Source organism: Streptomyces sp. NPDC050508 (genome assembly GCF_040655155.1).
GTDB lineage: Bacteria > Actinomycetota > Actinomycetes > Streptomycetales > Streptomycetaceae > Streptomyces.
The window spans coordinates 483,752-508,197 of record NZ_JBFAJJ010000006.1; the positions used below are offsets into that span (position 1 = coordinate 483,752).

The 24,446-nt window shown below is 69.7% G+C and carries 22 protein-coding genes and 1 pseudogene; 10 read left to right on the forward strand and 13 right to left on the reverse strand.

What is annotated here, in order from left to right:
• The first annotated feature begins 93 nt into the window (after window positions 1-93).
• Genes AB0I69_RS20435 through AB0I69_RS20445 form a run of 3 tightly spaced genes read left to right on the forward strand, consistent with a single transcriptional unit; the run spans window position 94 to window position 2,699 of the window.
• Window positions 94-951, forward strand: coding sequence for an SDR family NAD(P)-dependent oxidoreductase (locus AB0I69_RS20435; protein ID WP_363097029.1), 858 nt, complete (start codon window positions 94-96; stop codon window positions 949-951).
• Window positions 948-1,922, forward strand: coding sequence for an alpha/beta hydrolase (locus AB0I69_RS20440; protein WP_363097030.1), 975 nt, complete (start codon window positions 948-950; stop codon window positions 1,920-1,922). Before AB0I69_RS20435 ends, AB0I69_RS20440 begins: the two co-directional genes overlap by 4 nt.
• Window positions 1,923-1,955: 33 nt before the next feature.
• Window positions 1,956-2,699, forward strand: coding sequence for an SDR family NAD(P)-dependent oxidoreductase (locus AB0I69_RS20445; RefSeq protein WP_363097031.1), 744 nt, complete (start codon window positions 1,956-1,958; stop codon window positions 2,697-2,699).
• A gap of 151 nt (window positions 2,700-2,850) precedes the next feature.
• On the opposite strand, the pseudogene AB0I69_RS20450 reads toward AB0I69_RS20445, so the two are convergent.
• From AB0I69_RS20450 to AB0I69_RS20465, 4 genes and pseudogenes are all read right to left on the reverse strand, one after another.
• Window positions 2,851-3,117: pseudogene (locus AB0I69_RS20450) on the reverse strand (hypothetical protein); the annotation flags it as partial.
• 275 nt (window positions 3,118-3,392) lie between these two features.
• Window positions 3,393-3,731, reverse strand: a complete 339-nt coding sequence (locus AB0I69_RS20455; RefSeq protein WP_363097032.1) for a hypothetical protein — start codon at window positions 3,729-3,731, stop codon at window positions 3,393-3,395.
• 292 nt (window positions 3,732-4,023) lie between these two features.
• Window positions 4,024-5,211 carry a helix-turn-helix transcriptional regulator gene (locus tag AB0I69_RS20460; RefSeq protein ID WP_363097033.1) on the reverse strand — a complete coding sequence of 396 codons (1,188 nt, stop codon included), beginning with the start codon at window positions 5,209-5,211 and terminating at the stop codon, window positions 4,024-4,026.
• Between the two features lie 100 nt (window positions 5,212-5,311).
• On the reverse strand, window positions 5,312-5,959 hold the full coding sequence (locus tag AB0I69_RS20465; protein ID WP_363097034.1) for an HAD family hydrolase: 648 nt from the start codon (window positions 5,957-5,959) through the stop codon (window positions 5,312-5,314).
• Window positions 5,960-6,021: 62 nt separating this feature from the next.
• Here AB0I69_RS20465 and AB0I69_RS20470 point away from each other — a divergent pair, with 62 nt between their 5' ends.
• Window positions 6,022-6,570: a flavoprotein gene (locus AB0I69_RS20470; RefSeq protein ID WP_363097035.1), complete on the forward strand. Its 549-nt coding sequence runs from the start codon at window positions 6,022-6,024 to the stop codon at window positions 6,568-6,570.
• A gap of 533 nt (window positions 6,571-7,103) precedes the next feature.
• Window positions 7,104-7,733 (forward strand): XRE family transcriptional regulator, encoded by a 630-nt coding sequence (locus AB0I69_RS20475; protein ID WP_363097131.1) that lies wholly within the window; start codon window positions 7,104-7,106, stop codon window positions 7,731-7,733.
• A 78-nt stretch (window positions 7,734-7,811) separates the two neighbouring features.
• On the opposite strand, the gene AB0I69_RS20480 is transcribed toward AB0I69_RS20475, so the two are convergent.
• A complete protein-coding gene (locus AB0I69_RS20480) occupies window positions 7,812-8,837 on the reverse strand; it encodes an ATP-dependent 6-phosphofructokinase (RefSeq protein ID WP_363097036.1) in 1,026 nt (341 codons plus the stop codon).
• Between the two features lie 216 nt (window positions 8,838-9,053).
• Between AB0I69_RS20480 and pta the strand changes: the two genes are divergently transcribed.
• From pta to pyk, 3 genes are all read left to right on the forward strand, one after another.
• Complete coding sequence (gene pta / locus AB0I69_RS20485) at window positions 9,054-11,144, forward strand: phosphate acetyltransferase (protein WP_363097037.1); 2,091 nt, start codon at window positions 9,054-9,056, stop codon at window positions 11,142-11,144.
• On the forward strand, window positions 11,141-12,352 hold the full coding sequence (locus AB0I69_RS20490; protein ID WP_363097038.1) for an acetate kinase: 1,212 nt from the start codon (window positions 11,141-11,143) through the stop codon (window positions 12,350-12,352). The genes pta and AB0I69_RS20490 overlap by 4 nt, the downstream gene beginning before the upstream one ends.
• A 73-nt stretch (window positions 12,353-12,425) precedes the next feature.
• A complete protein-coding gene (gene pyk, locus AB0I69_RS20495; protein WP_363097039.1) occupies window positions 12,426-13,856 on the forward strand; it encodes a pyruvate kinase in 1,431 nt (476 codons plus the stop codon).
• A 98-nt stretch (window positions 13,857-13,954) separates the two neighbouring features.
• Here the strand turns inward: pyk and AB0I69_RS20500 are convergent, their stop codons facing one another.
• The 4 genes from AB0I69_RS20500 to AB0I69_RS20515 all read right to left on the reverse strand — a co-directional run bounded on the left by AB0I69_RS20500 (window position 13,955) and on the right by AB0I69_RS20515 (window position 18,244).
• A complete protein-coding gene (locus AB0I69_RS20500) occupies window positions 13,955-15,262 on the reverse strand; it encodes a hypothetical protein (RefSeq protein WP_363097040.1) in 1,308 nt (435 codons plus the stop codon).
• Window positions 15,252-15,866, reverse strand: a complete 615-nt coding sequence (locus tag AB0I69_RS20505) for a DUF6114 domain-containing protein (protein WP_363097041.1) — start codon at window positions 15,864-15,866, stop codon at window positions 15,252-15,254. The genes AB0I69_RS20500 and AB0I69_RS20505 overlap by 11 nt, the downstream gene beginning before the upstream one ends.
• A gap of 117 nt (window positions 15,867-15,983) precedes the next feature.
• On the reverse strand, window positions 15,984-16,619 hold the full coding sequence (locus AB0I69_RS20510; protein WP_363097042.1) for a DUF6230 family protein: 636 nt from the start codon (window positions 16,617-16,619) through the stop codon (window positions 15,984-15,986).
• Window positions 16,620-17,266: 647 nt separating this feature from the next.
• Window positions 17,267-18,244: a tetratricopeptide repeat protein gene (locus tag AB0I69_RS20515; protein WP_363097043.1), complete on the reverse strand. Its 978-nt coding sequence runs from the start codon at window positions 18,242-18,244 to the stop codon at window positions 17,267-17,269.
• Window positions 18,245-18,446: 202 nt separating this feature from the next.
• Here AB0I69_RS20515 and AB0I69_RS20520 point away from each other — a divergent pair, with 202 nt between their 5' ends.
• Entirely contained in the window at window positions 18,447-19,073 is a 627-nt protein-coding gene (locus AB0I69_RS20520) for a TetR/AcrR family transcriptional regulator (protein WP_363097044.1), read from the forward strand.
• A 316-nt stretch (window positions 19,074-19,389) separates the two neighbouring features.
• Here the strand turns inward: AB0I69_RS20520 and AB0I69_RS20525 are convergent, their stop codons facing one another.
• The 4 genes from AB0I69_RS20525 to AB0I69_RS20540 all read right to left on the reverse strand — a co-directional run bounded on the left by AB0I69_RS20525 (window position 19,390) and on the right by AB0I69_RS20540 (window position 23,361).
• The gene (locus AB0I69_RS20525; RefSeq protein WP_363097045.1) at window positions 19,390-21,126 is read right to left on the reverse strand and encodes a methylmalonyl-CoA mutase family protein; all 1,737 of its coding nucleotides are present in this window, start codon (window positions 21,124-21,126) and stop codon (window positions 19,390-19,392) included.
• A gap of 75 nt (window positions 21,127-21,201) precedes the next feature.
• Window positions 21,202-21,540, reverse strand: coding sequence for a DUF3817 domain-containing protein (locus tag AB0I69_RS20530; RefSeq protein ID WP_200715382.1), 339 nt, complete (start codon window positions 21,538-21,540; stop codon window positions 21,202-21,204).
• A 55-nt stretch (window positions 21,541-21,595) separates the two neighbouring features.
• The gene (locus tag AB0I69_RS20535; protein WP_363097046.1) at window positions 21,596-22,105 is read right to left on the reverse strand and encodes a MarR family transcriptional regulator; all 510 of its coding nucleotides are present in this window, start codon (window positions 22,103-22,105) and stop codon (window positions 21,596-21,598) included.
• A gap of 11 nt (window positions 22,106-22,116) precedes the next feature.
• Window positions 22,117-23,361 carry an MFS transporter gene (locus tag AB0I69_RS20540; RefSeq protein ID WP_363097047.1) on the reverse strand — a complete coding sequence of 415 codons (1,245 nt, stop codon included), beginning with the start codon at window positions 23,359-23,361 and terminating at the stop codon, window positions 22,117-22,119.
• 73 nt (window positions 23,362-23,434) lie between these two features.
• On the opposite strand from AB0I69_RS20540, the gene AB0I69_RS20545 reads away from it, so the two are divergent.
• Window positions 23,435-24,418: a DUF5937 family protein gene (locus tag AB0I69_RS20545; RefSeq protein WP_363097048.1), complete on the forward strand. Its 984-nt coding sequence runs from the start codon at window positions 23,435-23,437 to the stop codon at window positions 24,416-24,418.
• The last annotated feature ends 28 nt before the right edge of the window (window positions 24,419-24,446 follow it).

Genomic DNA, 24,446 nt, shown 5'->3' on the forward strand with positions numbered 1-24,446 from the left:
GGCCGAGTGTCGTCGACTGGTCCTCACGGATCACGGATCACGGATCACCTATGACAGATCACGGATCAACGACTCGGACGAGAGCGAGACGCCATGGCCAGCTGGACAGCGGCCGACCTGCCGGACATGACGGGCAGGACGGTACTCATCACCGGAGGCGGCAGCGGGATCGGCCTGATCACCGCCCGTGAACTCGGGCGGGTCGGCGCCCGCGTCGTGCTGGGGGTACGCGACACGGAAAAGGGCCGGAGGGCGATCGCCGGGATGCCCGGCGACTTCGAGGTCCGGCGCCTGGACGTCGCCGACCTGGGATCGGTACGGAGCTTCGCGCAGGCGTGGAGCGGCGACCTGGACATCCTCATCAACAACGCCGGCGTCATGGACGTGCCGCCGGCCCGGACCGCGGACGGTCTCGACGTACAGACCGCGACGAACTACACCGGCCCGTTCGTCCTGACCAACCTGCTCCTGCCGCACCTGACCGACCGCGTCGTCAGCGTCACCAGTCAGCTGCACCGCCAGTCCAAACTCCACGTGGACGACTTCGACTGGCGGTCGCGCACGTACCACCGGATGCACGCCTACCGGGACTCCAAGCTCGCGGTCGTGCTGTTCTCCCTGGAGCTGCAACGGCGGCTGACAGCGCAGGGCAGCCCCGTCCGCTCGGTGCTCGCCCACCCCGGCATCGCGACGACCTCGCTGGCCGCCCACTCCTCGGCGAACGTCATCAACCGCTTCACTTTCCTGCTCAACGACCCCGAACACGGCGCCCTGCCCACCCTGTACGCCGCGACGCAGGACGTGCCCGGCAACGCCTACGTCGGCCCGGACGGTTTCGGCAGTATCAAGGGCCATCCCACCGTGCGCAGGCCCGGCAGGGCCGGTCTGGACGAGGCGAAAGCCCAGGACCTGTGGCGAGCCACCGCCGAGTTGACGGGAGCAGGCCGGTGAGCGGCTACCTGGAGGCGGCCGACCGCGCCGACGTCTTCGTCCCCCACGCCTTCACCGAGCGGACCGTCGACCTCGGCGAGATCCGCATGAACTACGCCGTGGCCGGCGACGCGTCCCACCCCGCGCTGCTCCTCGTCCCCGCGCAGACCGAGTCGTGGTGGGGCTACGAGGCCGCGATGCGACTCCTTGCCGACCGCCACCAGTACCAGGTCTACGCCGTCGACCCGCGCGGCCAGGGCAGGTCGACCTGGACGCCCGGCCGCTACAGCCTCGACCTCGTCGGCGGCGACCTCGTCAGGTTCATCGACCGCGTGATCGGCCGCCCGGTCGTCGTCAGCGGCCTGTCCTCGGGCGGGACCGTCGCCGCCTGGCTGTCCGCGTTCGCCGCGCCCGGGCAGGTGCTGGCCGCGGTCTACGAGGACGCTCCCCTGTTCGCCTCCGAGGCCGACCCCGCCGTAGGGCAGTCCATCAGCCAGGCCATGGGGCCGGTGTTCCGGCTCTGGCACAAGTGGCTGGGGCCTCAGTGGTCGATCGGCGACCTCGCCGGAATGCAGAAAGCGATGGCCCGCGAAATCCCGGACCGGATACTCGCGGCACTGCATCGGATGACCGGGGCCGAACCCCCCGTAGGCCCTCCGCAGGACCTTCTGGAGTACGACCCGGAGTGGGGCGACGCCTTCGCCTCCGGCCGGGCCACGCTCACCTGCGACCACGAGACGATGCTGCGCCACGTCAAGGTGCCGGTCCTGTTCACCCACCACTTCCACCACATCGACCCGGAGACCGGAAACCTGGTGGGCGCGATCTCCGACCAGCAGGTCGAGCACGTCCGGCACCTGGTCGAGGGCGCCGGAAACACCTTCACCTATCGCGCCTTCCCGACCATGCCGCACGCGATGCACACCCATGCCCCGGCGACCTACGTCTCGACGATCACGGAGTGGCTGACCGCCCTCCCCTCCCTTCACTGACCGCCGCCCACACCCACACCCACGGAGCACCCCATGAATCCCACTGGCAACACCGTTCTCATCGCCGGAGCGACCTCCGGAATCGGCCTCGGCCTCGCACTGCGGCTGCACGCGGCAGGCAACCGGGTCATCGTCTCCGGACGCCGCGAGGACAGGCTGAGGCAGGTCGTCGCGGAGAACCCCGGCATCGAGTCCGTCGTACTCGACACCGCGGACCCGGTCGCCGTCCAGGAGGTCACCGCACACCTCCTGCGACGCTTCCCCGACCTCGACGTCCTGATCGCGATGGCCGGCATCATGCAGCCGGAGGACCTGCACACCGGCGGTTTCCTGGCCACGGCCGAGGCGACGGTGACGACCAACCTCCTCGGTCCCATCCGCCTGGTGGCCGCGCTGACCGAGCACCTGGCCGCCCGCCCCCGGGCGACGATCATGACCGTGTCCTCCGGGCTGGCGTTCGTCCCCCTCCCCGCCACCCCGACCTACAACGCGACCAAGGCCGCCGTCCACTCCTTCACCGAGAGCCTGCGCGTCCAACTCGCGGACACGAACATCGACGTGCTCGAACTGGTGCCCCCGGCAGTACGCACCGCCCTGATGGGGCAGGAGGAGTCACCTGCCGCCATGCCCCTCGACACCTTCCTCGACGAGGTCATGGCCATCCTCGACTCCCCCGAGCAACCGAACGAGATCCTCGTCAAGACGGTGGAACCCCTGCGCTTCGCCGAGGCCCGGGGCCAGTACGCCAACGTCCTACGGATGCTGTCCAGCCACTGACAAGCCCCACCGACGGTCTACCGGCGCCCAGCCCGCCTACGCCGCTCCCGTCGCCGCAGTTCCCTCCGCTGCTTGCCGGGCAGGACACCGGCAAGCTCCCCCACCAGGGCCAGGTCGTGGCAGTAGACGCCGCGATGCTACCGCCGGGGGGCTGGATGAACGGGTCGTGGTGCTTGTACCGGCCGTCGTTGTACAGGCGGCAGATACCGAACCGGACGAGCGCGTCGAGGATGCGTTCGGTCATGTCACGGACCATGGTGTGGTCCCTCAGAAGCAAGGCCGTCTCGCGGTCCCAGATGCTCATGTCCGAGTCGAAGATGTTCACGGTCAGCTCCGTGATGTGTGGAGCGACGGCGTTGAGGAGTGCTTGCGGATCCCGGGTGCGAGTACCTGCGGGCTGGTCGAGGGTGACGGTCATGAACATTCCCTTCTTGTGAGAGAGGCTTGGGTGCGGCGCGGCCCTGACCCGAAGCGGCCGCCGTCGGGCCCCGTCCGGGGCAGGTCGGGATCAGGTCCCGGGCTTGTCGGAGCTGTGGCAGGAACAGCCGCAGCGGGGCTGGAGCAGGATGCGGGTGGTCCCCGGTAGCGGAATGTCCTTGGTCTCACGGCATTCGCCATGGAGCCCCTCGTACTCAGGGCGTTGGGCGAGCGTGCATTCCGCCGACAATGACCGGGCCTCGGCGGCGGGCTCGGTCATGATTCGTCTTCGTGGGCCAGGCAGTCGCCCGCCATCACGAGAGCCAGAACGTCCGCGGCGGTGCACAGGCTACTCGGCCGGGCCATCGGCACCGACCAGTACGACGCCCTCGTCCTGCCGTTCAACTCGACTCGGTCGGCGCGCGGTACGCCCAGGTAGGTGCCCTCAGCGAGGCATTCCGCAGCCCGGGCCCGCCAGAACTCCGCGGTGCCGGGTGGTACGAGGGCGTAGTAGCGGCTGAATCCGGGGGCGTGGATGACCGGGCCGTCGTTGAGGTGCTCGGCGAGACGGGCGCTCACCGTGGGCGGGTCGTCGGCGCCCACAAAGTCGTGCACGATGTCTTCAGGGATTCGGACGGCCTCGAAGTTCCTTCCGAGGGGGATCAGCGCGAGCTGCGCGATGCTGCCCCATTCGTCGCACACCGTGTTCGGCGATGGGTGGGCGGAAGCCAGCCACTCTTCAACAGTTCCGCAGGCCGGTCGGATTCTCGATGAGGTTCGCATTCCTTGAAGGCCCCTGGTCCCGGCCATGTCGGTTTCCCATCTGCTGGTTTCTGCGCGTGCGACAGATGGTGAAGGCGTGGGAAGGCCACAAGTACCCCGAGGAGGGGTAGTTGGGGTGGTTCGCTCAGGTGGCGGCACACCATTCGGCGAAATTGGTCAGGGCCTCAGAGTCGGCCCGCTTCAACCGGCGTAACGTCGCGGCGTCTTCACGGACCCACGGGTGCTCGCGGGTGTGTTGCGGGGCGATCCGTCGGGCGGCCTTCAAGGACTCGAAGGCGTCATCGGTAAGGCCGGACCAGAGTTGAGCGCGGGCGAGTTCAATGTAGAACCCGGAGCGTCGCTCGGCCGGCAGGTCGAGGGGCGGTTTCCACTCGTTCGCGATGTCGAGCGCGCGACCGACATGTCCGTCGCCGAGGCTGACAGCGACGGATACCTCGTGGATGCGCACGGAGTCAGGGCCGAACGCGGTGCCGTAGTACACGTCCTCGGTGACCTGATCCGCGAAAGCGCGGGCTTCCGTCAGGTGAGTGGCCGCCGCGGCGGCATCGCGCGCCCGGCCGGCGATGACCGCGGCCCTCATGTGGAGCGCGCCCCGAGCCGCGATCTCGGGCGGCTTGTTGGGGGCGGGTGCGGAGTCGAGGGCGAGTTCCAGGGCGCGCAGGCCGGGTACGTGGGCGCGGGCCGCGAAAAACGTCTCGGTGCGGACATACGCAACAGACGCCGTCAGCAACGGATCTCCGCCCTCTGGAGCAGCCCACCTCATCAGTTCGACGAGGCGCGCCGACAGGTCGCGGGCACCGGACTTGTAGGCAACGGCATCGGCGGAACGATAGGCACCGACCAGGAGGCCGGCCAACTCGGACCGCTCGTGAGCGGAGGCCTGGTGGTAGGCACGGGCGAGTTCGGTGAGCAGATCGGGAAGCGTGCGGACGATGCGCGTGTATTGGGCACTCAGTCGCCAAGTGAGAGCTTCGTTCACTGCCATACGCAGACCGAGCAGCGAGCGCGTCGGACCGTCGTCGGGCACGTCGTAGTCGGCGATCGCGGCGGAAAGCGCGGGCAGCGCATCGTGGACGGCCCTGAAGGCAGAACCTCGGTCGGCCCGCAGCCGGGTCGGGTCAACGCCTAACGCGTGCGCGATGGCTTCGAGCGTGGCGTCCGTCACGCCGCGTTCACCGCGTTCGATCTTGCGGATAGTTCCGAGAGCGATACATGCCGCATCGGCGAGCTGTTGCTGCGTCATCTTCGGACGGACCACGCTGCGGTAGTAGGCGATCCGCTTGCCTACTCCGTCACTCGCAAACACGGTCATACAGGCTCCAGTTGAGAGCGTCCACTCCGAACCGTACCCACGGCGATACGCCGCGTGTGCGCGAACGGCCCCACCGGCCAAAGCTGGTGGAGCCGCAACGTTACGGTCGGTCCGCCACGATCGACGTGAGCTGGCCAAGACTGTCGATGCGCCAGTCGGCCGCCGCCACGACCTCGGCGTCATCCGCCCACAGGTGTCCCCACGGGCCACGGCGAATGTGCGCGACGCGCAGCCCGGCCGACTTGGCGGGGAAGATGTCGTTGGCCGGATGGTCGCCGACGTAGACCGTCCGGTCCGGCGCCGCCCCCGCCACCTCAACCACCCGCGCGAAGAACTCCGGCTGCGGCTTCGCCACCCCCCAGTCCCCCGACGTGACGACGAGATCCACAGGCAGGTGGAGAGCACGCAGCAACTCGCCCGCGCGGGAGGTCTGGTTCCCGGCGACGACGACTCGCACCCCGAGTTCGCGAAGCGCGGACAAGGCCGGGCGGACGTCGTCGTAGAGGTCGCTCTCGTCGAGGCACTCGCCTCGCCCAGCCGTTTCGCGAGCGCGGTACTCAGCAGCGACGTCGATACCCGGCCGGACGAGCCGAAGCGCCTCCGCGTTGTCCTGCCCCCTGGCCACCACAGCCCCGACAAGCGCGGAGACAGTGTGGCGGGGAACGTCGAGCCAGTCGGCCCATGACGCCCAGTACCGGTCGTCTCGGGTGATCGTCTCGCCGACGTCGAACACGATGGTCTCAATCACTCCGCGAAGCCTAGGCCGTCGCGACACATCAACGCTGGTTGCCCCGTGATCGGATGGCCCCCATGACGACCACCCCCCGCGTCCTCTACCTCTTCGCCTCCGCCGCACCCCCAGCCCTAGACATCGCGAAGGTCATCGAGAACGCCCAGTCCCGCGGCTTCGACGTCTGTCTCGGTCTCACCCCCACCGCCGCCCACTGGCTCGAACCCCAACTCGGCGCCCTGGCACGGCTGACGGGCCACCCCGTGCGCAGCGAGTACAAGATGCCGGGCGAGCCGGATGTCTGGCCGAAGGCCGACGTGATCGCGTTCGCGCCGGTCACCTTCAACACGGTCAACTCGTGGGCCCTGGGCCTCACCCACGACTTCGTGGTCGGCGTCGTCGCCGAGGGCATCGGCAAGGGCATCCCCATCGTCGCCATGCCCTGCGTCAACGCGGCCTACGCCCAGCACCGCCAGTTCGACCGCAGCGTCGCCGAGCTGCGCGCGATGGGCGTCCAACTCCTGTACGGCGAGGGCGGCTTCATGCCGAACCAGCCCGGGCAGGGCAGGCCGAAGGAGTTCCCCTGGGGACTGGTGCTCGATGCGGCGGAGGACATCACACGCACCTGAGCGACCAACCCGCCGACCCCCTCCTCCCCCGTCCCCACCACCACCGCGGCCCCCAGCGCGACCCCCGCAGCCCCCGACCGACGACTTTGCGCCACCCCCCACTTCCCCCCACACCCGATCACCGCCCCCACCACAAACGCACTCCCCTTCGACCCCCGCCCACACGCCCGACGCCGATCGAACAGCCCCCGGCAGTCCCGAGCCCCCGCCGCTCCGACGAATGGCAAGGTAGGGAGGCATATTCACCGCGCCTCGGCCGCCACCGGCCACTCCCGGCCACCACTCAGCGTCACCACGCACCCCTGCCCAACCCCCGCCCAACCCCCGGGCGATCTCTCCCCACCCACCCCTACCCGGCCGTATCCGTACGTTCCTACAATCCGTAATCCTGGCCGAACAGACCGTAGTCACCGCACCCAGCCGCCCCTAACTTGTGCCCCGTGCGCCGACCCCCAGCTCAACCCAGCCAGTCCACGCCGCCCACGCCGCCGTTCAACGCCCCCGCCGCCCGCCGGCTCCGCACCGCCCTCAACATGGGCCCCGAGCATGTCGCGTACGGCATGCGTGCCTCGTTCGGGCTGCCGTACGTCACGCCTGACCTGGTCATCGCCTGGGAGCGTGGGCTCACCGCGCCCTCCAGTCCCGAACTCACCGCACTCGCGGGCGTGTTGTGGTGCTCCGCGGGCGAACTCATCGGCAAGCCACGCACGCTGCGTGAGCACCGCCTCGCCCATGGCCTCGCGCCGGAGGACATCGCCCGTGCCGTCGGGCTCGAACTCCTCGTGTATCTGCGGATGGAGGAGCACGACGAGTGGCGCGGCACCGAGCGCCAGTCCTCCGCGCTCGCCGACCTGCTCGACCTCTCGCTCCCCGATTTCATCAGCGTCACCGGACGCGACACCCGGCTCGCGGAACTGCTGCGCAGCGCCGTGACCACACGCTGGCAGGCCTACGTGCGCCCGATCGGCAAAATGGTGCCCCTGGACCGGCGTCTCCTGGAGGACTCCCTCCAGGAACTGCACGAGGACTACCAGGGGCAGATGGTCGCCACCCTCAGCTGGGCCGGCGGCAACTCGGTCGTCGACGCGAGCGAGGCCGGCCGCGACTTCCTCGACCAGATCATCGACCGCTTCTGGACCATGGTGGAGAGGAGCACGTACTGAGCAGGCCGACCCAGAACCCGCCGATCCAGAACCCGTCGGCCCGGAACCCGCCCGCTCAGAACCCCTTGAACGAACCGGCTAGAAAACCGACTCCGCCTCGTCCATCCGGTCCTTCGGCACCGTCTTCAGCTCGGTGACCGCCTCCGCCAACGGCACCATCACCACGTCCGTCCCCCGCAGCGCCGTCATCCGTCCGAAGTCCCCCCGGTGCGCCGCCTCCACCGCGTGCCAGCCGAACCGCGTCGCCAACACCCGGTCGTACGCGGTCGGTACGCCGCCGCGCTGGATGTGGCCGAGGATGACCGGCTTGGCCTCCTTGCCGAGGCGGCGCTCCAACTCGTAGGCCAGTGCCGTGCCGATGCCCTGGAAGCGCTCGTGGCCGAACTGGTCGATCGCGCCCTTGTTGTAGTCCATGGTGCCCTCGGCGGGGTGCGCGCCCTCGGCCACGCAGACGACGGCGAACCTCTTGCCGCGGGCGAAGCGTTCCTCGACCATCTTGACCAGGTCGGCCGGGTCGAAGGGGCGCTCGGGCAGGCAGATGCCGTGCGCGCCCGCCGCCATTCCGGACTCCAGCGCGATCCAGCCCGCGTGGCGGCCCATGACCTCGACGACCATCACCCGCTGGTGCGACTCCGCCGTCGTCTTCAGGCGGTCCATCGCCTCCGTCGCGACCCCGACCGCCGTGTCGAAGCCGAACGTGCGGTCCGTCGACGAGATGTCGTTGTCGATCGTCTTGGGGACGCCTACGACGGGCAGGCCGGCGTCGCTCAGCATGCGCGCCGCCGTCAGCGTGCCCTCGCCGCCGATCGGGATCAGCGCGTCGATGCCGAAGTCGCGCGCGATGTCCAGCGCGTTCTCGCAGGCCTCGCGCAGCCGGTCCCGTTCCAGTCGCGACGAGCCGAGGATCGTGCCGCCGCGGGCGAGGATGCCGCTGACCGCGTCGAGGTCGAGGGTGCGGTAGTGGCCTTCGAGCAGACCGGCGTAGCCGTCCTCGAAGCCGATGACCTCGTCGCCGTAGTTGTCGACCGCTCGGTGCACGACCGATCGGATCACGGCGTTCAGGCCGGGGCAGTCGCCACCTGCGGTGAGAACTCCGATGCGCATCGTGCTGTGTCTCCTGCTCGCTGTTGATACCGGTGAGCCGGATCCGATTGTTTCACGTCCCTCAGGGCGACGCCGCTTCCCTCGGACTGACGGGCGTCTTATCCACCCCCGGAGGTACTGTCAAGAGCGTTCTGCTCACATCGGTGGGCGATCTTCACGGCCGCCGAAACGCACTCACCAGAAGCCCGAAAGCACTGCCAGACAGGGAGACCACGCGTGACCCGCAGCGTGTACGTGACCGGGATCGACCGCGGCGACGGCCGTCAGGTCGTCGAGCTGGGGGTCATGGAACTCCTGACCCGGCAGGTCGACCGGGTGGGGGTGTTCCGTCCCCTCGTCCACGACGGTCCCGATCGGCTGTTCGAGCTGCTGCGTGCCCGCTACCGGCTGTCGCAGGACCCGGCGACCGTCTACGGCATGGACTACCACGAGGCGTCGGCCCTCCAGGCCGAGCAGGGGACCGATGAGCTGGTGTCGACCCTCGTCGACCGGTTCCATCTCGTCGCCCGCGACTACGACGTCGTCCTCGTCCTGGGGACCGACTTCGCGGACACCCAGTTCCCGGACGAGCTGGCCCTCAACGCCCGCCTCGCGAACGAGTTCGGCGCGTCGGTGATCCCCGTCGTCGGCGGGCGCAAGCAGACCGCCGAGTCCGTGCTCGCGGAGACGCGCAACGCCTATCGCGCCTACGACGGCCTCGGGTGCGACGTCCTCGCCATGGTCACCAACCGGGTCGCCCGCGAGGACCGCGACGAGATCGCCCAGCGCCTCGCCAGCCGGCTGCCGGTGCCCTGCCACGTCGTACCGGACGAGCCCGCGCTCTCGGCCCCGACCGTCGCGCAGATCACCCACGCGCTCGGCGGCCGGGTGCTCCTCGGGGACGAATCGGGGCTCGCCCGGGACGCGCTGGACTTCGTGTTCGGCGGGGCGATGCTGCCCAACTTCCTCAAGGCGCTGACCCCGGGCGCGCTCGTCGTCACCCCGGGCGACCGCGCCGACCTCGTCATCGGCGCGCTCGCCGCGCACAGCGCCGGCACCCCGCCGATAGCCGGCGTACTGCTCACCCTGAACGAGGTGCCGGGCGACGAGATCCTCACCCTCGCCGCGCGCCTCGCGCCGGGCACCCCGGTGGTCTCGGTGGCCGGGAACTCCTTCCCCACCGCCGGCGAACTCTTCGCCCTGGAAGGGAAGTTGAACGCGGCCACCCCGCGCAAGGCGGAGACCGCGCTCGGTCTCTTCGAGCGGTACGTCGACACGAGCGACCTGCTCAAACGGGTCTCCGCGCCGAGCAGCGACCGGGTCACCCCGATGATGTTCGAGCACACGCTCCTGGAGCGGGCCCGCTCCGACAAGCGCCGCATCGTCCTCCCCGAGGGCACCGAGCCCCGCGTCCTGCACGCCGCCGAGGTGCTACTGCGGCGCGGTGTCTGCGAGTTGACCCTCCTCGGCCCGGAGGACCAGATCCGCAAGAAGGCCGCCGACCTCGGCATCGACCTCACCGCGGCCCAGCTGATCGACCCGACCACCTCCGAACTGCGCGACCGCTTCGCCGAGAAGTACGCCGAACTCCGCGCCCACAAGGGCGTGACCGTCGAGCTGGCCTACGACGTCGTCGCCGACGTGAACTACTTCGGCACCCTGATGGTGCAGGCGGGGCTCGCCGACGGCATGGTCTCCGGCGCCGTGCACTCCACGGCGGCCACCATCCGGCCCGCCTTCGAGATCATCAAGACGAAGCCGGACGCTGACATCGTCTCGTCCGTCTTCTTCATGTGCCTCGCCGACAAGGTGCTGGTGTACGGCGACTGTGCCGTGAACCCCGACCCGAACGCCGAGCAGTTGGCCGACATCGCCATCCAGTCCGCCGCCACCGCCGAGCAGTTCGGCGTCGCGGCGCGGATCGCGATGCTGTCGTACTCGACCGGTACGTCCGGCTCGGGCGTCGACGTCGACAAGGTGCGCGAGGCGACCGAACTGGTCCGGCTGCGGCGGGCCGACCTGCGGATCGAGGGGCCCATCCAGTACGACGCCGCCGTCGAGCCCACCGTCGCCGCCACGAAGATGCCGGACTCCGAAGTCGCGGGCCAGGCAAGCGTGTTGATCTTCCCCGACCTCAACACCGGCAACAACACCTACAAGGCCGTGCAGCGTTCGGCCGGCGCCATCGCCGTCGGGCCGGTGCTGCAGGGGCTGCGCAAGCCGGTCAACGACCTGTCCCGGGGCGCCCTCGTCTCGGACATCGTCAACACCGTCGCCATCACGGCGATCCAGGCACAGCACCCGAACGAGAAGGCCTCCCAGCAGTGACCGCGACCCGCGTCCTCGTCCTCAACTCCGGCTCCTCGTCGGTGAAGTACCAGCTGCTCGACATGCGCGGCGGCGAGCGGCTGGCCATGGGCCTCGTCGAGCGCATCGGCGAGGAGACCTCCCGGCTCAAGCACACGTGCCTCACGACCGGTGCCGTAAGGGAGTTCACCGGCCCGATCCCCGATCACGAGGCCGCCCTGAAGGCCGTAGCGGATGAACTGACCAGGGACGGGCTCGGATTGGACTCCCCCGAGCTGGCCGCCATCGGGCATCGGGTCGTGCACGGCGGGCAGACCTTCACCGCGCCCACCGTCATCGACGACGCCGTGCTCGCCGAGATCGAACGGCTCATCCCCGTCGCGCCGTTGCACAATCCGGCGAACCTCGTCGGGATCCGTACCGCGATGGCGCTGCGGCCCGATCTGCCGCAAGTGGCCGTGTTCGACACCGCGTTCCACACGACGATGCCGGAGTCGGCCGCCCGCTACGCGATCGACGTGGCGACCGCCGACGCGTACCGGATCCGACGGTACGGGTTCCACGGGACCTCGCACGCGTACGTGTCCCGGGCGACGGCGAAGCTGCTGGGGAAGGCGCCCGAGGACGTCAACGTGATCGTGCTGCACCTCGGGAACGGGGCGTCCGCGTCGGCCGTGGAAGGTGGGCGGTGTGTGGACACCTCCATGGGGCTGACGCCGTTGGAGGGGCTGGTGATGGGGACCCGGTCGGGAGACCTGGATCCGGCCGTCATCTTCCATTTGATGCGTGTTGGCGAAATGTCCACCGATGAGATCGACACTCTTCTCAACAAGAAGAGCGGTCTGATCGGACTGTGCGGGGACAACGACATGCGGGAGATCCGGCGCCGGATCGACGAGGGTGACGAACAGGCGGAACTGGCCTTCGACATCTACATTCACCGTTTGAAGAAGTACATCGGTGCCTACTACGCGGTACTCGGCCGGGTGGACGCGGTCGCCTTCACGGCGGGAGTCGGGGAGAACGCGGGCGCGGTGCGGGAAGCCGCCGTCGCGGGCCTGGAGCTGCTGGGGCTTGAGGTCGACGGCGTGCTGAACGCCGTACGGAGTGACGAGCCGCGGCTGATCTCGCCGGCGTCCGGGCGGGTCGCGGTCGCGGTGGTGCCGACGGACGAGGAATTGGAGATCGCCACTCAGACGTATGCACTGGTCGGAAATTCCAACGCCTGAGCGCATGCCCGCCCATTTGTATCTTCCGCCAGACGGAATATTCCGCAGCGAAACAAACCGATAGGATCGTCCCATGCGCCGTTCGAAAATCGTCTGTACTCTCGGCCCCGCGGTCGACTCCCACGAACAACTGGTGTCGCTGATCGAGGCCGGCATGAATGTGGCCCGCTTCAATTTCAGCCACGGCACCCACGCCGAGCACCAGGGGCGGTACGACCGCGTCCGTGCCGCGGCCAAGGAGACCGGCCGTGCCATCGGCGTCCTCGCCGACCTGCAGGGCCCGAAGATCCGCCTGGAGACCTTCGCGGAGGGTCCCGTCGAGCTGGTGCGCGGTGACGAGTTCACCATCACCACCGAGGACGTTCCGGGCGACAAGACCATCTGCGGTACGACGTACAAGGGCCTGCCCGGTGACGTCTCCCGCGGTGACCAGATCCTGATCAACGACGGCAACGTCGAGCTGAAGGTCCTCAGCGTCGAAGGCCCCCGCGTGAAGACGATCGTCATCGAGGGCGGCGTCATCTCCGACCACAAGGGCATCAACCTGCCCGGCGCGGCGGTGAACGTGCCCGCGCTGTCCGAGAAGGACGTCGAGGACCTGCGCTTCGCCCTGCGGATGGGCTGCGACATGGTCGCCCTGTCCTTCGTGCGCGACGCGAGCGACGTGTACGACGTCCACAAGGTGATGGACGAGGAGGGCCGCCGGGTCCCCGTCATCGCCAAGGTGGAGAAGCCGCAGGCGGTCGCCAACATGGAGGCCGTGGTCGCTGCGTTCGACGCGGTGATGGTGGCCCGCGGCGACCTCGCCGTCGAGTACCCGCTGGAGAAGGTCCCGATGGTGCAGAAGCGCCTCGTGGAGCTGTGCCGGCGCAACGCCAAGCCGGTGATCGTGGCGACCCAGATGATGGAGTCGATGATCACCAACTCCCGCCCCACGCGCGCCGAGGCCTCCGACGTGGCCAACGCGATCCTGGACGGCGCGGACGCGGTCATGCTGTCCGCCGAGTCCTCCGTGGGCGCCTACCCGATCGAGACCGTGCAGACGATGTCGAAGATCGTCCAGGCGGCCGAGGAGGAGCTGCTCAGCAAGGGCCTGCAGCCGCTCGTGCCGGGCAAGAAGCCGCGTACGCAGGGCGGTTCGATCGCGCGTGCCGCGTGCGAGATCGCCGACTTCCTCGGCGGCCGGGCCCTGGTGGCCTTCACGCAGTCCGGTGACACCGCCCGCCGGCTGTCCCGCTACCGCGCCTCGCAGCCGATCGTCGCCTTCACCATGGACGAGGGCACCCGCAACCAGCTGACGCTCAGCTGGGGTGTGGAGTCGCACGTGGTGCCGTTCGTGAACAGCACCGACGAGATGGTCGACATGGTCGACGCGGAGATCGCCAAGATCAACCGCTTCAACCCGGGCGACACCCTCATCATCACCGCCGGCTCGCCCCCCGGCGTCCCCGGCACCACCAACATGCTCCGCGTCCACCACCTCGGCGGCGGCGAGCGCAACTGACGCACCGCTGAAGGCTCTTGTACGGCGCTGAGGGCGCCCCCTGGGAAAGGGGGCGCCCTCAGTTCGTGCGCGGCTCCCGAACGGGCTTGTGGGGGCGTTCAGTCCTGGTAGCTGCGCAGCCCGGGGACGGTCAGCGTGCCGCCGAACTGGCCGGCCTGGACCACCTTCACGTTGGTGAAGTAGATCAGCGGGATGTTCAGCGGCGGCGGGTTGTCCGGGTCGAACGTGATCGGGATCAGTCCGAACAGGTTGCCCGAGATGGACTCCGTGTACATCACGGTGTCGCCGTCGCGGATGGTGGATGTCGAGCCGGCGGCCGCCTGCACGTGGTAGGTCTTGCCCGACTGCTTGTCGTCGACCGTCTGGTGGAGGTCGCCGATGTCGGTCCCGCTGGAGATGACGTACTTCAGGACCTTCTTGATCTTGCCGCTGGCGGTCTTCACCTCGACGACGCCCTTGTAGTCGGCACCCTTGAGCAGCAGCGAGCTGGCGTTCAGGTACCACGGGTCGTCCGGCAGCAGGACCTTGTTGTCGACGCCGCTGGTGTCGTCCGTCGCGGCCGGGCAGTCCGAGGTGTCGGTGCTCGCGCTCGCGGACGGGGTGGCCGTCGCCGCGGCCGCAGCCGCCTTGGTGGCGGCCTCGGCCGCCTTGGACGCGGTGTCGGTCGTGTCCTTCACGGTGTCGTCGACCGTGTCGGTGACCTTCTTCGTCGTGTCCTTGACGGTGTCGGACACGCTGGAGGAGGCGTCCGAGGACGCGTCCTTCGTGGCGCTCGCCGACGCGGACGCGGTGGGCGTCGGCGTGGCGGTCGCCGTGGAGTCGGAGCTCGACGAACCGCCGGTGAGGATGCCGGTGATGGCGTCGCCGATGGTGTCCAGCAGGTTGCCGCTGCTGGCGGACGCCGAGGGCGTCGCCGTGGCGGTGCTGCTCGACTCCGTCGACTTGCTCGCGGAGGCGGACGGCGTGGGCGTGGCCGTGTCGTCGGAACCTGAATCCGACGAAGAGGACTTGCCCGAGTCCGCCTTCGCTCCGTCCGTGGCCGTGGCCGAGGGCGTCGCGTCGTCCTTGGACGAGTCGGCGGACTCGCTCGCGCTGGTGGACGGCGAAGCCGAGGGCGTCGCGCTCGCCGTCGAGTCGGCCAGCGCCGCGACGCAGTTCTTGTACTCGTCGGCCGTCAGGCTCTTCGACGACGGTGAGGTCGTCGAGCCGTTGTCGGCGAGTGCCAGGGAGGACGTGAAGCCCATCCCCATGATGACGGCGGTAGGCATCGCCACCGTGGCTATCGCCTTGCCGGCGGGCATGTGGAGCCTGGTGAACAGCGGCTTCTTGGGTGCCGCATGCCGCGGCCCGGTTCTCACACGGGACTCGTCCACATCAGTCCCGTGGGTCACCTCGTCAGCCGGCACTGTGCCTCCCGTTCGCCCCGTTGTTCACCGGGCTCGTTCCTGACAGATCGTTCGGCTCGCCCGCCTCGTCGGCGGTCCGGTACGGCGCGGCCTCGTGCGGCGCGGCCTCGTAGTACGAGGCGGACTCGTGCGGTGCGGCCTCGTACGGTGCGGCCGCGGGTGCGCCGCCCTCTCCCTTCGTGTCCTCCTGTACCGCCTGCGGCTCCGGCGGTGTGCCCGGCACCCACGACACGGCCAGCGCCCCGCCGACGAGGGCGAGGAGGAAGCCGACGAGGAAGCCGCCGAGGTTGGACACGGGGATGGACACCAGCGCCAGCAGAATCGCCGCGACACCCGCGAAGGTGCGCACGTGCTTCTGGAACCAGAGGCTGAAGCCCAGGACGACAAGCAGCACGCCGATGATCAGGGACCCGGCGCCCGCGGTGGTAGCCATCGCCAGGGTCAGATGACCCACCTGGAGATGTGCGTACGGGAAGTAGGCGATCGGGATTCCGCCGAGCATGACGAACAGACCGGCCCAGAACGGCCTCGTGCCACGCCAGGCGCGGAACTGCAGCCTCCGGCGGGTGAACTGGCCGGGTGCGGCAGGAGTCTCGGCGCTCATGGAAAACAGCTCCCTGGTACGGCGTAACTGTGGTGGAGAGTTGCACCTCGTGTGAAGGTGCGGGTGGAAGGTGGACGGGCGGGGGCGCCACCGGCTCCCCCGCCCGCCATCAAGTGCCTAGTAGCACTCGTGGGTGCCCGCCGACACCGACATCTTGAGCCCGCTGAGCTTGAAGGTTCCGGCAGTGGTGGCCCACGCCGTCTGCTTCACGCCGGTCAGCGTGACCGACTCGGCCTGCTGGGCGAACCCGTAGGGGTTGGCAGCCTCGCTGCCGCCCTTCATGCCCGGGCCCTTGGAGGCGTTGCCGGCCGCAACACCGATGTCGATGTTGTGGAACACGGCATCGGCGCTGAGGTCCTGGACGTCGATGTACAGGTTGTCGGCCTCGACCGGCGTACCGCTGCCGCCCGCCTTCAGCACGAGGCTGACCGATCCGAGCAGCGGGATGTTCGGGGTGACCACCGACTGGCACATGTTGGTGATCGACGCGGACTTGAACGCCGAGACAGCGACGGGGTGAGCCGTCTTGCTGCCGTCGAGGTTGTACCCCGAGTCAATGGCTCCGTACTGAGAGAAGCCCGTGCCGTCGAGCTCGTCCGCCGTCACCTTGAACGACTGACCCGACACACTGAACGACGCGGCGAGAGCACCCTGCGCGAGGGCGACACCTATACACGCCGTGGCGGCGACGCTGGGCACCATGACCACAGCGAAGCGCTTCCATCTCGTCCCGCCACGCACCTGGGACTCCATATTTCCTCCTTCTCGGACGTACATCTCCGGCCCTGACTGCCCCCAATTGGCGGCTCAGCCGGGCAGGGATGGGAGAAGTGCTACGTCCTCGGGAAGGGGAGCGCCCGTCTTCGGAGGCGCGAACCGCGCACCGATCACCGGCGATCACCCCCGAGCGACAACCACTGGTCGCGCCTGACGCACATCACGCACAACCTTGCTGGACAGGCTCCGCCGTGCGGCGAAGACCCCCCTGCCCAAGAGCCGGCTCCATTGTTTCCGGCTCTACTCGGTGGGGACCCAGGAGACTCCATGGACCCGACCGGCTGTCGGGGCGTACGGAAATGGACCGAGCGTCGCCGATCGTGGTGCATTCTCGCCGCCCGCACAAGGGGCTTCGTTACTGGGTAGTAACGGCCGGATAACCGAACAACGACCCGCCGGTATCGGTCGACGACGCTGGGTGTCATCGTGGGCCAGGACAAAACCGGTGATATTCGGACGGGATCCGACAGAAGAACGCCCCTGACTTACTCCAAGTAACAGCGGCCGCGATTACCAAGATTTGGTAAAGCGCGGCCGCAGTGACACTCCGTCGGCAAATCTTTCACTCCGGCAACACAGGTCACGAGGTTTACCGACTGGTCAGAACCGGCCTCGCGCCCCGCTCAGAACAGCGCCCGCGCCAGTGCCCGCCGGGCCGCGGTCACCCGCGGGTCGTCGCCCCCGACGACCTCGAACAGCTCCAGCAGCCGCAGTCGTACGGTGTCCCGGTCGTCACCCACCGTGCGCCGCACGGTGTCGATCAGCCGGCCGAACGCGTCCTCGACATGGCCGCCCACCAGATCCAGGTCGGCGGCGGCGATCTGCGCCGTCACGTCACCCGGCTTGTCGGCCGCCTCCGTGCGCACCCGCTGCGGGTCGAGCGTCGACACGCGCTGCAGCAACTCGGCCTGGGCGAGCCCCAGTTTGGCCTCGGTGTTGGCGGGGTCGTCGCTCAGCACGTTCTTGTAGGCCTGCACGGCCCCGCCGAAGTCCCCCGCGTCCAGGGCCTGCACGGCGGCTTCGAGCAGTCCGTCGTACGGTCCGGCCGGCGCCTCGGCGACGACCTCGGGCCGGTCGCCGGGCCGGGCGTCCGGGTCGACGTCCAGGCCCGTGAGGCCGAAGCGCTGCTCGGCGACCTGGATCAACTGGTCGAGGGTCTCGCGGATCTGCGACTCGGCGGCGGCACCCTGGAAGAGCGGCAGCGCCTGACCGGCGACCACCGCGAAGACGGCCGGGATCCCCTGGACCCCGAACTGCTGCATCAGCATCTGATTGGCGTCTACGTCGATCCTGGCAAGGACGAAGCGCCCGTTGTAGTCAAGGGCGAGCCGCTCAAGGATCGGGCTCAGCTGCTTGCACGGCTCGCACCACTCGGCCCAGAAGTCGATGACGACCGGGACCTCGGTGGACCGCTGCAGGACCTCGCTCTCGAACCCCGCCTCATCTACGTCGATGACAAGATCGGCCGGCGAGACGGCACCGCCGCCGCCCTGCCTGGCGGTTTCGGCGCGCGCCTGCTCCGCCTTGGCCTTGGCCTCCTGGGCCGCCTTCACCGCGGCGAGGTCGACGACTCCGCTCATGGACATGTTCCGTGGCTGCATGCGTCTATCCTCCCCCGTCCGCCCGTGTGAAGGAAAAGCGTTGTGAAAGCCGGTCTGCTACGAGCTGTTCGGCGCCGGGTCCCCACCCCGCGCCCGTGGTTTCGCTACGAGTCGTAGCGTAATGGTGTCGGGTGCCTCCCGGATACAGGTACCCAGTGATCTCCCTCACTGCACCACAGGAACCGCCGGTTATGGTCAAGGGATGCAGAGCAGCACTCCCGTCCCACGCGCCGCGGGACGCCCCCGCAGCACCACCGCGGACACCGCTATCCTCGCGGCCACCCGGGAGGCCCTGGTCGAACTCGGCTGGTCCAAGCTCACGTTGGGAGACGTCGCCACGCGCGCGGGGGTTGCGAAAACGACCCTCTACCGCCGCTGGGCGGGCAAGAACGAACTCGTCGTCGACGCGGTCGCCGAACTCTTCGACGAACTCCACCTCCCCGACCGTGGCACCCTGGCCGCCGACATCGAGGGCGTCGTCCTGCAGTTCGCGGCGATCCTGGCCCGCCCGGAGGCCAAGAGCGGACTGATGGCGGTGGTCGCCGAGTCGACCCGTGACGAAGCCCTGCGGGAACGCATCCGCGAGTCGATCGTCGACCGGCAGAAGTGCCTGGTCGTGGAGGGCCGGGAGCGGGCCCAGGCGCGCGGCGAACTGCCCCCGGAGACCGACCCGGAGGAAGCCGCGCGCACGGCCGACCTGATCTTCGACGTGGTGGCGGGCGCGGTGGTGCACCGCACCCTGGTGAGCGCGGAACCGGCCGACGAACAGTGGGTCCGCAGCTTCACCAAGGTGCTGCTGCTCGGCCTGACGTCGATCAGCGGCACGTAGGTGTATTGACCCGCAGGATTGTTGGCGCGGGGCCGAGCACGCACTCCCCCGCTGCCTCAGAGGCGTGCGGAACCCCCAGCCGCGTTGCCGTCGCTCACCGGCACCGATCAGGCCCGCCGATCTCCTGCGACCTGACCAGCCCGACGGGGCCCAGGTCGTGTCCGCAAAGTCACTCCCCCAGAGGGGGTGCCCCCAGCCGCGCGACGCCCGGCACGCTCCCCCACTGCCTTAAGGGCGTGGGAGGTGCCCCCACTCGCCGCACCGGACGCCGCGGGGCCCGCCCTTCGGGCGGACGACGGGATTTCGCGGACACGGCCTAGAAGCCCGCGGGCTCGGTGTACACCCCCCACTCGTCCCGCAGCACTCCGCAGATCTCGCCCAGCGTCGCCTCGGCCCGGGTCGCGTCCAGCATCGGCCCGATCATGTTCGACCCGTCACGCGCGGCGGCGAGCATCGCGTCCAGCGCCGCCGTCACGGCCGCCTCGTCCCGGGCGCCCTTGCGCGTCCCCAACTCCCGTACCTGGTCCCGCTCCACCTCGTGGCTGACCCGCAGGATCTCCAGGTCTCCGGTGACGGACCCGTGGTGCACATTCACGCCGACGACCCGCTTGTCGCCCTTCTCCACGGACCGCTGGTACTGGAAGGCGGCCTCGGCGATCTCGCCGGTGAACCAGCCGTCCTCGATGCCGCGCAGGATGCCGGAGGTGATCGGCCCGATCGGGTGCTGCCCGTCCGGGTGGGCCCGCAGCCCCCGCTCCCTGATCTGCTCGAAGATCTTCTCGGCGTCCGCCTCGATGCGGTCGGTGAGCTGCTCGACGTACCACGAACCGCCCAGCGGATCCGCCACGTTGGCGACCCCGGTCTCCTCCATCAGGACCTGCTGCGTGCGCAGCGCGATCTCCGCGGCCTGCTCACTCGGCAGCGCGAGGGTCTCGTCCAGGGCGTTGGTGTGCAGCGAGTTGGTCCCGCCGAGCACGGCCGCGAGCGCCTCGACTGCCGTACGGACCACGTTGTTGTACGGCTGCTGCGCGGTCAGCGAGACGCCGGCGGTCTGGGTGTGGAAGCGCAGCCACTGTGCCTTCTCGGACTGCGCGCCGTAGACGTCCCGCATCCAGCGGGCCCAAATGCGGCGCGCCGCGCGGAACTTGGCGATCTCCTCGAAGAAGTCGACGTGCGCGTCGAAGAAGAAGGACAGGCCGGGCGCGAAGACGTCCACGTCGAGGCCGCGGGACAGGCCGAGTTCGACGTACCCGAAGCCGTCCGCGAGGGTGTACGCCAGCTCCTGCGCGGCCGTGGAGCCGGCCTCGCGGATGTGGTAGCCGGAGACGGACAGCGGCTTGTAGGCGGGGATGCCGGTCGCGCAGTACTCCATGAGGTCGCCGATGAGGCGGAGGTGCGGCTCGGGCTGGAAGAGCCACTCCTTCTGGGCGATGTACTCCTTGAAGATGTCCGTCTGGAGCGTGCCGTTGAGGACGGCGGGGTCCACGCCCTGCCGCTCGGCCGCCACCAGGTACATGCAGAAGACGGGGACGGCGGGCCCGCTGATGGTCATCGACGTGGTGACGTCACCGAGCGGGATGTCCTTGAAGAGGACCTCCATGTCGGCGGCGGAGTCGATGGCGACCCCGCAGTGCCCGACCTCGCCGAGCGAGCGCGGGTCGTCGGAGTCGCGGCCCATGAGGGTCGGCATGTCGAAGGCGACGGACAGTCCGCCGCCGCCGTTGGCAAGGATCTTCTTGTACCGCTCGTTGGTCTGCTCGGCGTTGCCGAACCCGGCGAACTGCCGGATCGTCCACGTCCGCCCCCGGTAGCCCGTGGCGTGCAGCCCGCGCGTGTAGGGGTACTCGCCGGGCCACCCGATCCGCTCGAAGCCGTCGTACCTGTCCCCGGGGCGAGGCCCGTACACCGGCTCCACGGGATCGCCGGAGAGCGTAGTACGTGTCCAATCTCTTGGGGGCTGCGCCCCCAAACCCCCGGCGGCCTCACGCGTGCGTGCGGCGTCGAACCGGGCCTGCCAGCGTCGGCGGCCCTCTGCGATGGCGTCAGCGTCCATACTCTCGAATTTACTAGGACGTCCTAGTAAATGTCGATGGGCAACCGCCGTACGCGACCCGTACGGCGGTGAGGTTCAGGCCTTGGCGGCGACCGGAGTCGGCTCGACGATCTTCGACTCCAGCTCGTGGCTGATCTTCCGCTCCACGAAGAAGGCGGCCGTCGGGATCGTCCCCGCCAGCAGCACCCAGAGCTGCTTGCCGACCGGCCACTTCGCCTTGGAGCCCAGGTCGAACGCGAAGAGCAGGTAGACGACGTACAGCCAGCCGTGCGCGATGGCGACGACCTCGGTGAAGCTCCCGGCACCGTCGATCTTGAGCAGGTACTTGGCGATCATGCTGAGGCACAGCAGGACCAGCAGGACACCCGTGACGTAGGCCATGACGCGGTAGCGGGTCAGCACGCTCTTTTTCATGAGGACGAGCGTAACGACCGGTTCGGGGCGATCTTTCCCCGGGTCGGCCCCGGGGTCAGTCCTCGTCGAAGTCCGCGGCGGCGACCCTCAGCGGGCGCAGCATCGCGAAGATCTCCCCGCACTCCTCGGCGTCGTAGGCACTCAGCCCGAAGTCCATCTCCATGAGGTCGCGGGTGGCCGCGTCGCAGACCTCGCGGCCCTTGTCGGTGATGGAGGCGAGGGTGCCGCGGCCGTCGTTGGGGTTGGGGCGCCTGGCGACGAGACCGGACTTCGCCAGCCGGTCCACGGTGTTCGTCACGGACGTGGGATGCACCATGAGCCGCTCGCCGATCTTGGACATCGGCAGCTCGCCCGCCTTGGAGAAGGTGAGCAGCACCAGCGCCTCGTACCGCGCGAAGGTCAGTCCGTACGGCTTGACGACCGCGTCGACCTCGGCGAGCAGGATCTGCTGTGCCCGCATGATCGAGGTGATGGCGGCCATCGACGGCACGTTTCCCCAGCGCTGTTTCCAGTGTTCGTCGGCGCGGGCGATGGGGTCGAAAGGGAGACTGAGGGGCTTTGGCACGGCACCAGACCTTACCGGCCGGTCACATCGTGGTCAGCCCCGTCTCGCCTTTCGGTCCTGCGGGCCTCCGCGGCCAGCAGCCCGCAGCACACCGTGCCGAGCACCCCGGCCCCCACGACCGCCCCGCGCACCCCGACGAACTCGGCGGCGACGCCCGCCAGGGCCATGCCCACGCCCTGGATCGTCATCAGTCCGGCGGAGAGCAGCGTCATGGCCCGTCCGCGCAGTTCGTGCGGCACGGCCCGGACGAACCACTGGTCCACGCCGAGCGCGTACGCGGCCCCGGCGCCGGAGACGACGAGCAGCAGCAACGAGACGGCCAGGCCCGGGCGCAGGGCGTAGCCGACGTACGGCAGCAGCGTGCAGCAGACGAGCGGGAGGGCGATCCGCTCCCGGGTGGCGGGGCGCAGCCGGGAGCCCGCGTACACCTCGCCGACGACCGTGCCGACGGGCAGCGCGCACATCAGCAGCCCGAGCCCGGTCGAGCCGGCGCCGAGCCCGGCGGCGTACGGGGCGGACAGGGCCTCCGGGGCGACGGAGAACATCGACGGCAGCCAGAAGAGAAGGAGCAGTGCCCGGGTCCGCCGGTCGGCGAGCACCTGCCGGGCGCCCCTGAGGGAGTCCGTCAGCAGCGCGCCCCTGGCACCGGTCCGGGCGGCCCGGTGCCGGGTGCCGAAGCGCAGCAGTGCGGCCGAGGTGAAGAAGGTGCCCACGGTGATCAGCAGCGCGTGGCGCGGGGAGACGACGGTGAGCAGCAGCCCGCCGAGTCCGAAGCCGACGAGCTGTGCGCTCTGCGACACGATCCGCAGCAGGGAGCGGCCGAGGACGAAGAGTTCGCCGTCGCCGAGGATGTCGGCGAGTGTCGCCATCCGGGTGCCCGCGAACACCGGCGAGACGACGGCCAGAGCGCAGCGGAGCAGCAGCAGTACGGCGATGTCCGTGCCCGGCGCCACCATCGCCGCGACGCATCCCGCGCACACCAGGTCGCACAGCACCAGCACCCGCCGGGCCGGAAACCGGTCGGCGACCCCGGCGAGGAGCGTCCCGCCGATCAGGTACGGCAGGAAGCCCAGCGCGAAGGTGAGCGCGCTCATCAGGGGCGAGCCGGTGAGGTCGTAGACGAGCACGGAGAGCGCGATCTCGGTGACGATCACGCCGAGCAGCGACAGCGCGTGGGCGAGGAAGACGATGCGGAACTCGGGGACGGCGAAGACGCGGCGGTAGCCGGTGGGAGGCGCCGGCGGGGCTTGGAGCATGACCGGCAGCGTGCCCGTCCGCGCGCCCGCGCCCTAGAGTTTCGGGTACGGCCGAATCTTCCGGAGGTGGGGCATGCCGTCGCGGCTGTATTTCGGGGAGGACGACTTCCTCAGGTGCCGGTTCGCCGTGTCTCCGCTCTGGGAGACGCAGGAGGTGGTGCGTACGCTCAAGCGGCCCGAGCGGCACGGCTATCACACGCGCTGGCTGCGGCGGACCGGCGCGGCGGCGGCCGGCCTGGACCTGGCGCCGCTGTGGCTGCTGATGCCGCGGTCCGGCCACTGTCCCGACTGGCTGTGCCCGCCGCCGCTCGTCCCCGCGGCCGGCTTCGAGGAGGAGATCGCCGCCGTCCGTGCGACCGATCCGGCGGCGGCCCGGGAGGACACGGCCAAGTCGCTGGCGGACACCCCGGGAGCCCTGGAGTCGGCGCGCGGCCGGGCCTGGCTGCGTGACCCCGCCCGCATGATCGAGGAACTCGCGGACGCGATGGAGGCCGTCTGGCACGCCCTCGTCGCACCGGACTGGCCACGGCTGCGCGCCCTGCTGGAGGCGGACATCGCCTTCCACTCGCGCCGGCTCGCCGAGGTCGGCCTGGGCGGACTCCTGCCGGAGATCAACCGGCAGTGCGGCTGGGACGCGGGGACGCTGACCGTCCGGTTCCGGGGCGAGCACGAGCGCCGCCTCGGCGGCCAGGGCCTGGTGCTGCTGCCGAGCGTCTTCATCTGGCCCGACGTGGTCAGCACCTTCGAGCACCCCTGGCAGCCGACGCTCGCCTACCCGGCCCGCGGCATCGGCGGCCTGTGGGCCGAACCCGCCGACCACACACCCGACGCACTCCTACGACTGCTGGGGCGCGGCCGGGCCGCGGTACTGGTCGCACTCGACGAACCCGCCACGACGACCGCCCTCGCCCACCGCCTCCGCCTCGCGCCCTCCTCGGTGTCCGCGCATCTGACGGTGCTGCGCGACGCGGGCCTGCTCACCGCGCGGCGCTACGGCCACCAGGTGCTGTACGAGCGGACACCGCTGGGGATCGCGCTGGCGTCCGGGGGCGGCTGACCGGCGCGCCAGGGCCCGGCACGGTGAC

Coding starts and splice junctions, on each gene's coding strand:
- AB0I69_RS20505 (WP_363097041.1), bottom strand. CDS start 15,866: ATGAGCGCCGAGACTCCTGCCGCACCCGGCCAGTTCACCCGCCGGAGG.
- AB0I69_RS20540 (WP_363097047.1), bottom strand. CDS start 23,361: ATGCTCCAAGCCCCGCCGGCGCCTCCCACCGGCTACCGCCGCGTCTTC.
- pyk (WP_363097039.1), top strand. CDS start 12,426: ATGCGCCGTTCGAAAATCGTCTGTACTCTCGGCCCCGCGGTCGACTCC.
- AB0I69_RS20475 (WP_363097131.1), top strand. CDS start 7,104: ATGGGCCCCGAGCATGTCGCGTACGGCATGCGTGCCTCGTTCGGGCTG.
- AB0I69_RS20435 (WP_363097029.1), top strand. CDS start 94: ATGGCCAGCTGGACAGCGGCCGACCTGCCGGACATGACGGGCAGGACG.
- AB0I69_RS20515 (WP_363097043.1), bottom strand. CDS start 18,244: ATGCAGCCACGGAACATGTCCATGAGCGGAGTCGTCGACCTCGCCGCG.
- AB0I69_RS20445 (WP_363097031.1), top strand. CDS start 1,956: ATGAATCCCACTGGCAACACCGTTCTCATCGCCGGAGCGACCTCCGGA.
- AB0I69_RS20530 (WP_200715382.1), bottom strand. CDS start 21,540: ATGAAAAAGAGCGTGCTGACCCGCTACCGCGTCATGGCCTACGTCACG.
- AB0I69_RS20470 (WP_363097035.1), top strand. CDS start 6,022: ATGACGACCACCCCCCGCGTCCTCTACCTCTTCGCCTCCGCCGCACCC.
- AB0I69_RS20510 (WP_363097042.1), bottom strand. CDS start 16,619: ATGGAGTCCCAGGTGCGTGGCGGGACGAGATGGAAGCGCTTCGCTGTG.
- AB0I69_RS20520 (WP_363097044.1), top strand. CDS start 18,447: ATGCAGAGCAGCACTCCCGTCCCACGCGCCGCGGGACGCCCCCGCAGC.
- AB0I69_RS20545 (WP_363097048.1), top strand. CDS start 23,435: ATGCCGTCGCGGCTGTATTTCGGGGAGGACGACTTCCTCAGGTGCCGG.
- AB0I69_RS20480 (WP_363097036.1), bottom strand. CDS start 8,837: ATGCGCATCGGAGTTCTCACCGCAGGTGGCGACTGCCCCGGCCTGAAC.
- AB0I69_RS20460 (WP_363097033.1), bottom strand. CDS start 5,211: ATGACCGTGTTTGCGAGTGACGGAGTAGGCAAGCGGATCGCCTACTAC.
- AB0I69_RS20525 (WP_363097045.1), bottom strand. CDS start 21,126: ATGGACGCTGACGCCATCGCAGAGGGCCGCCGACGCTGGCAGGCCCGG.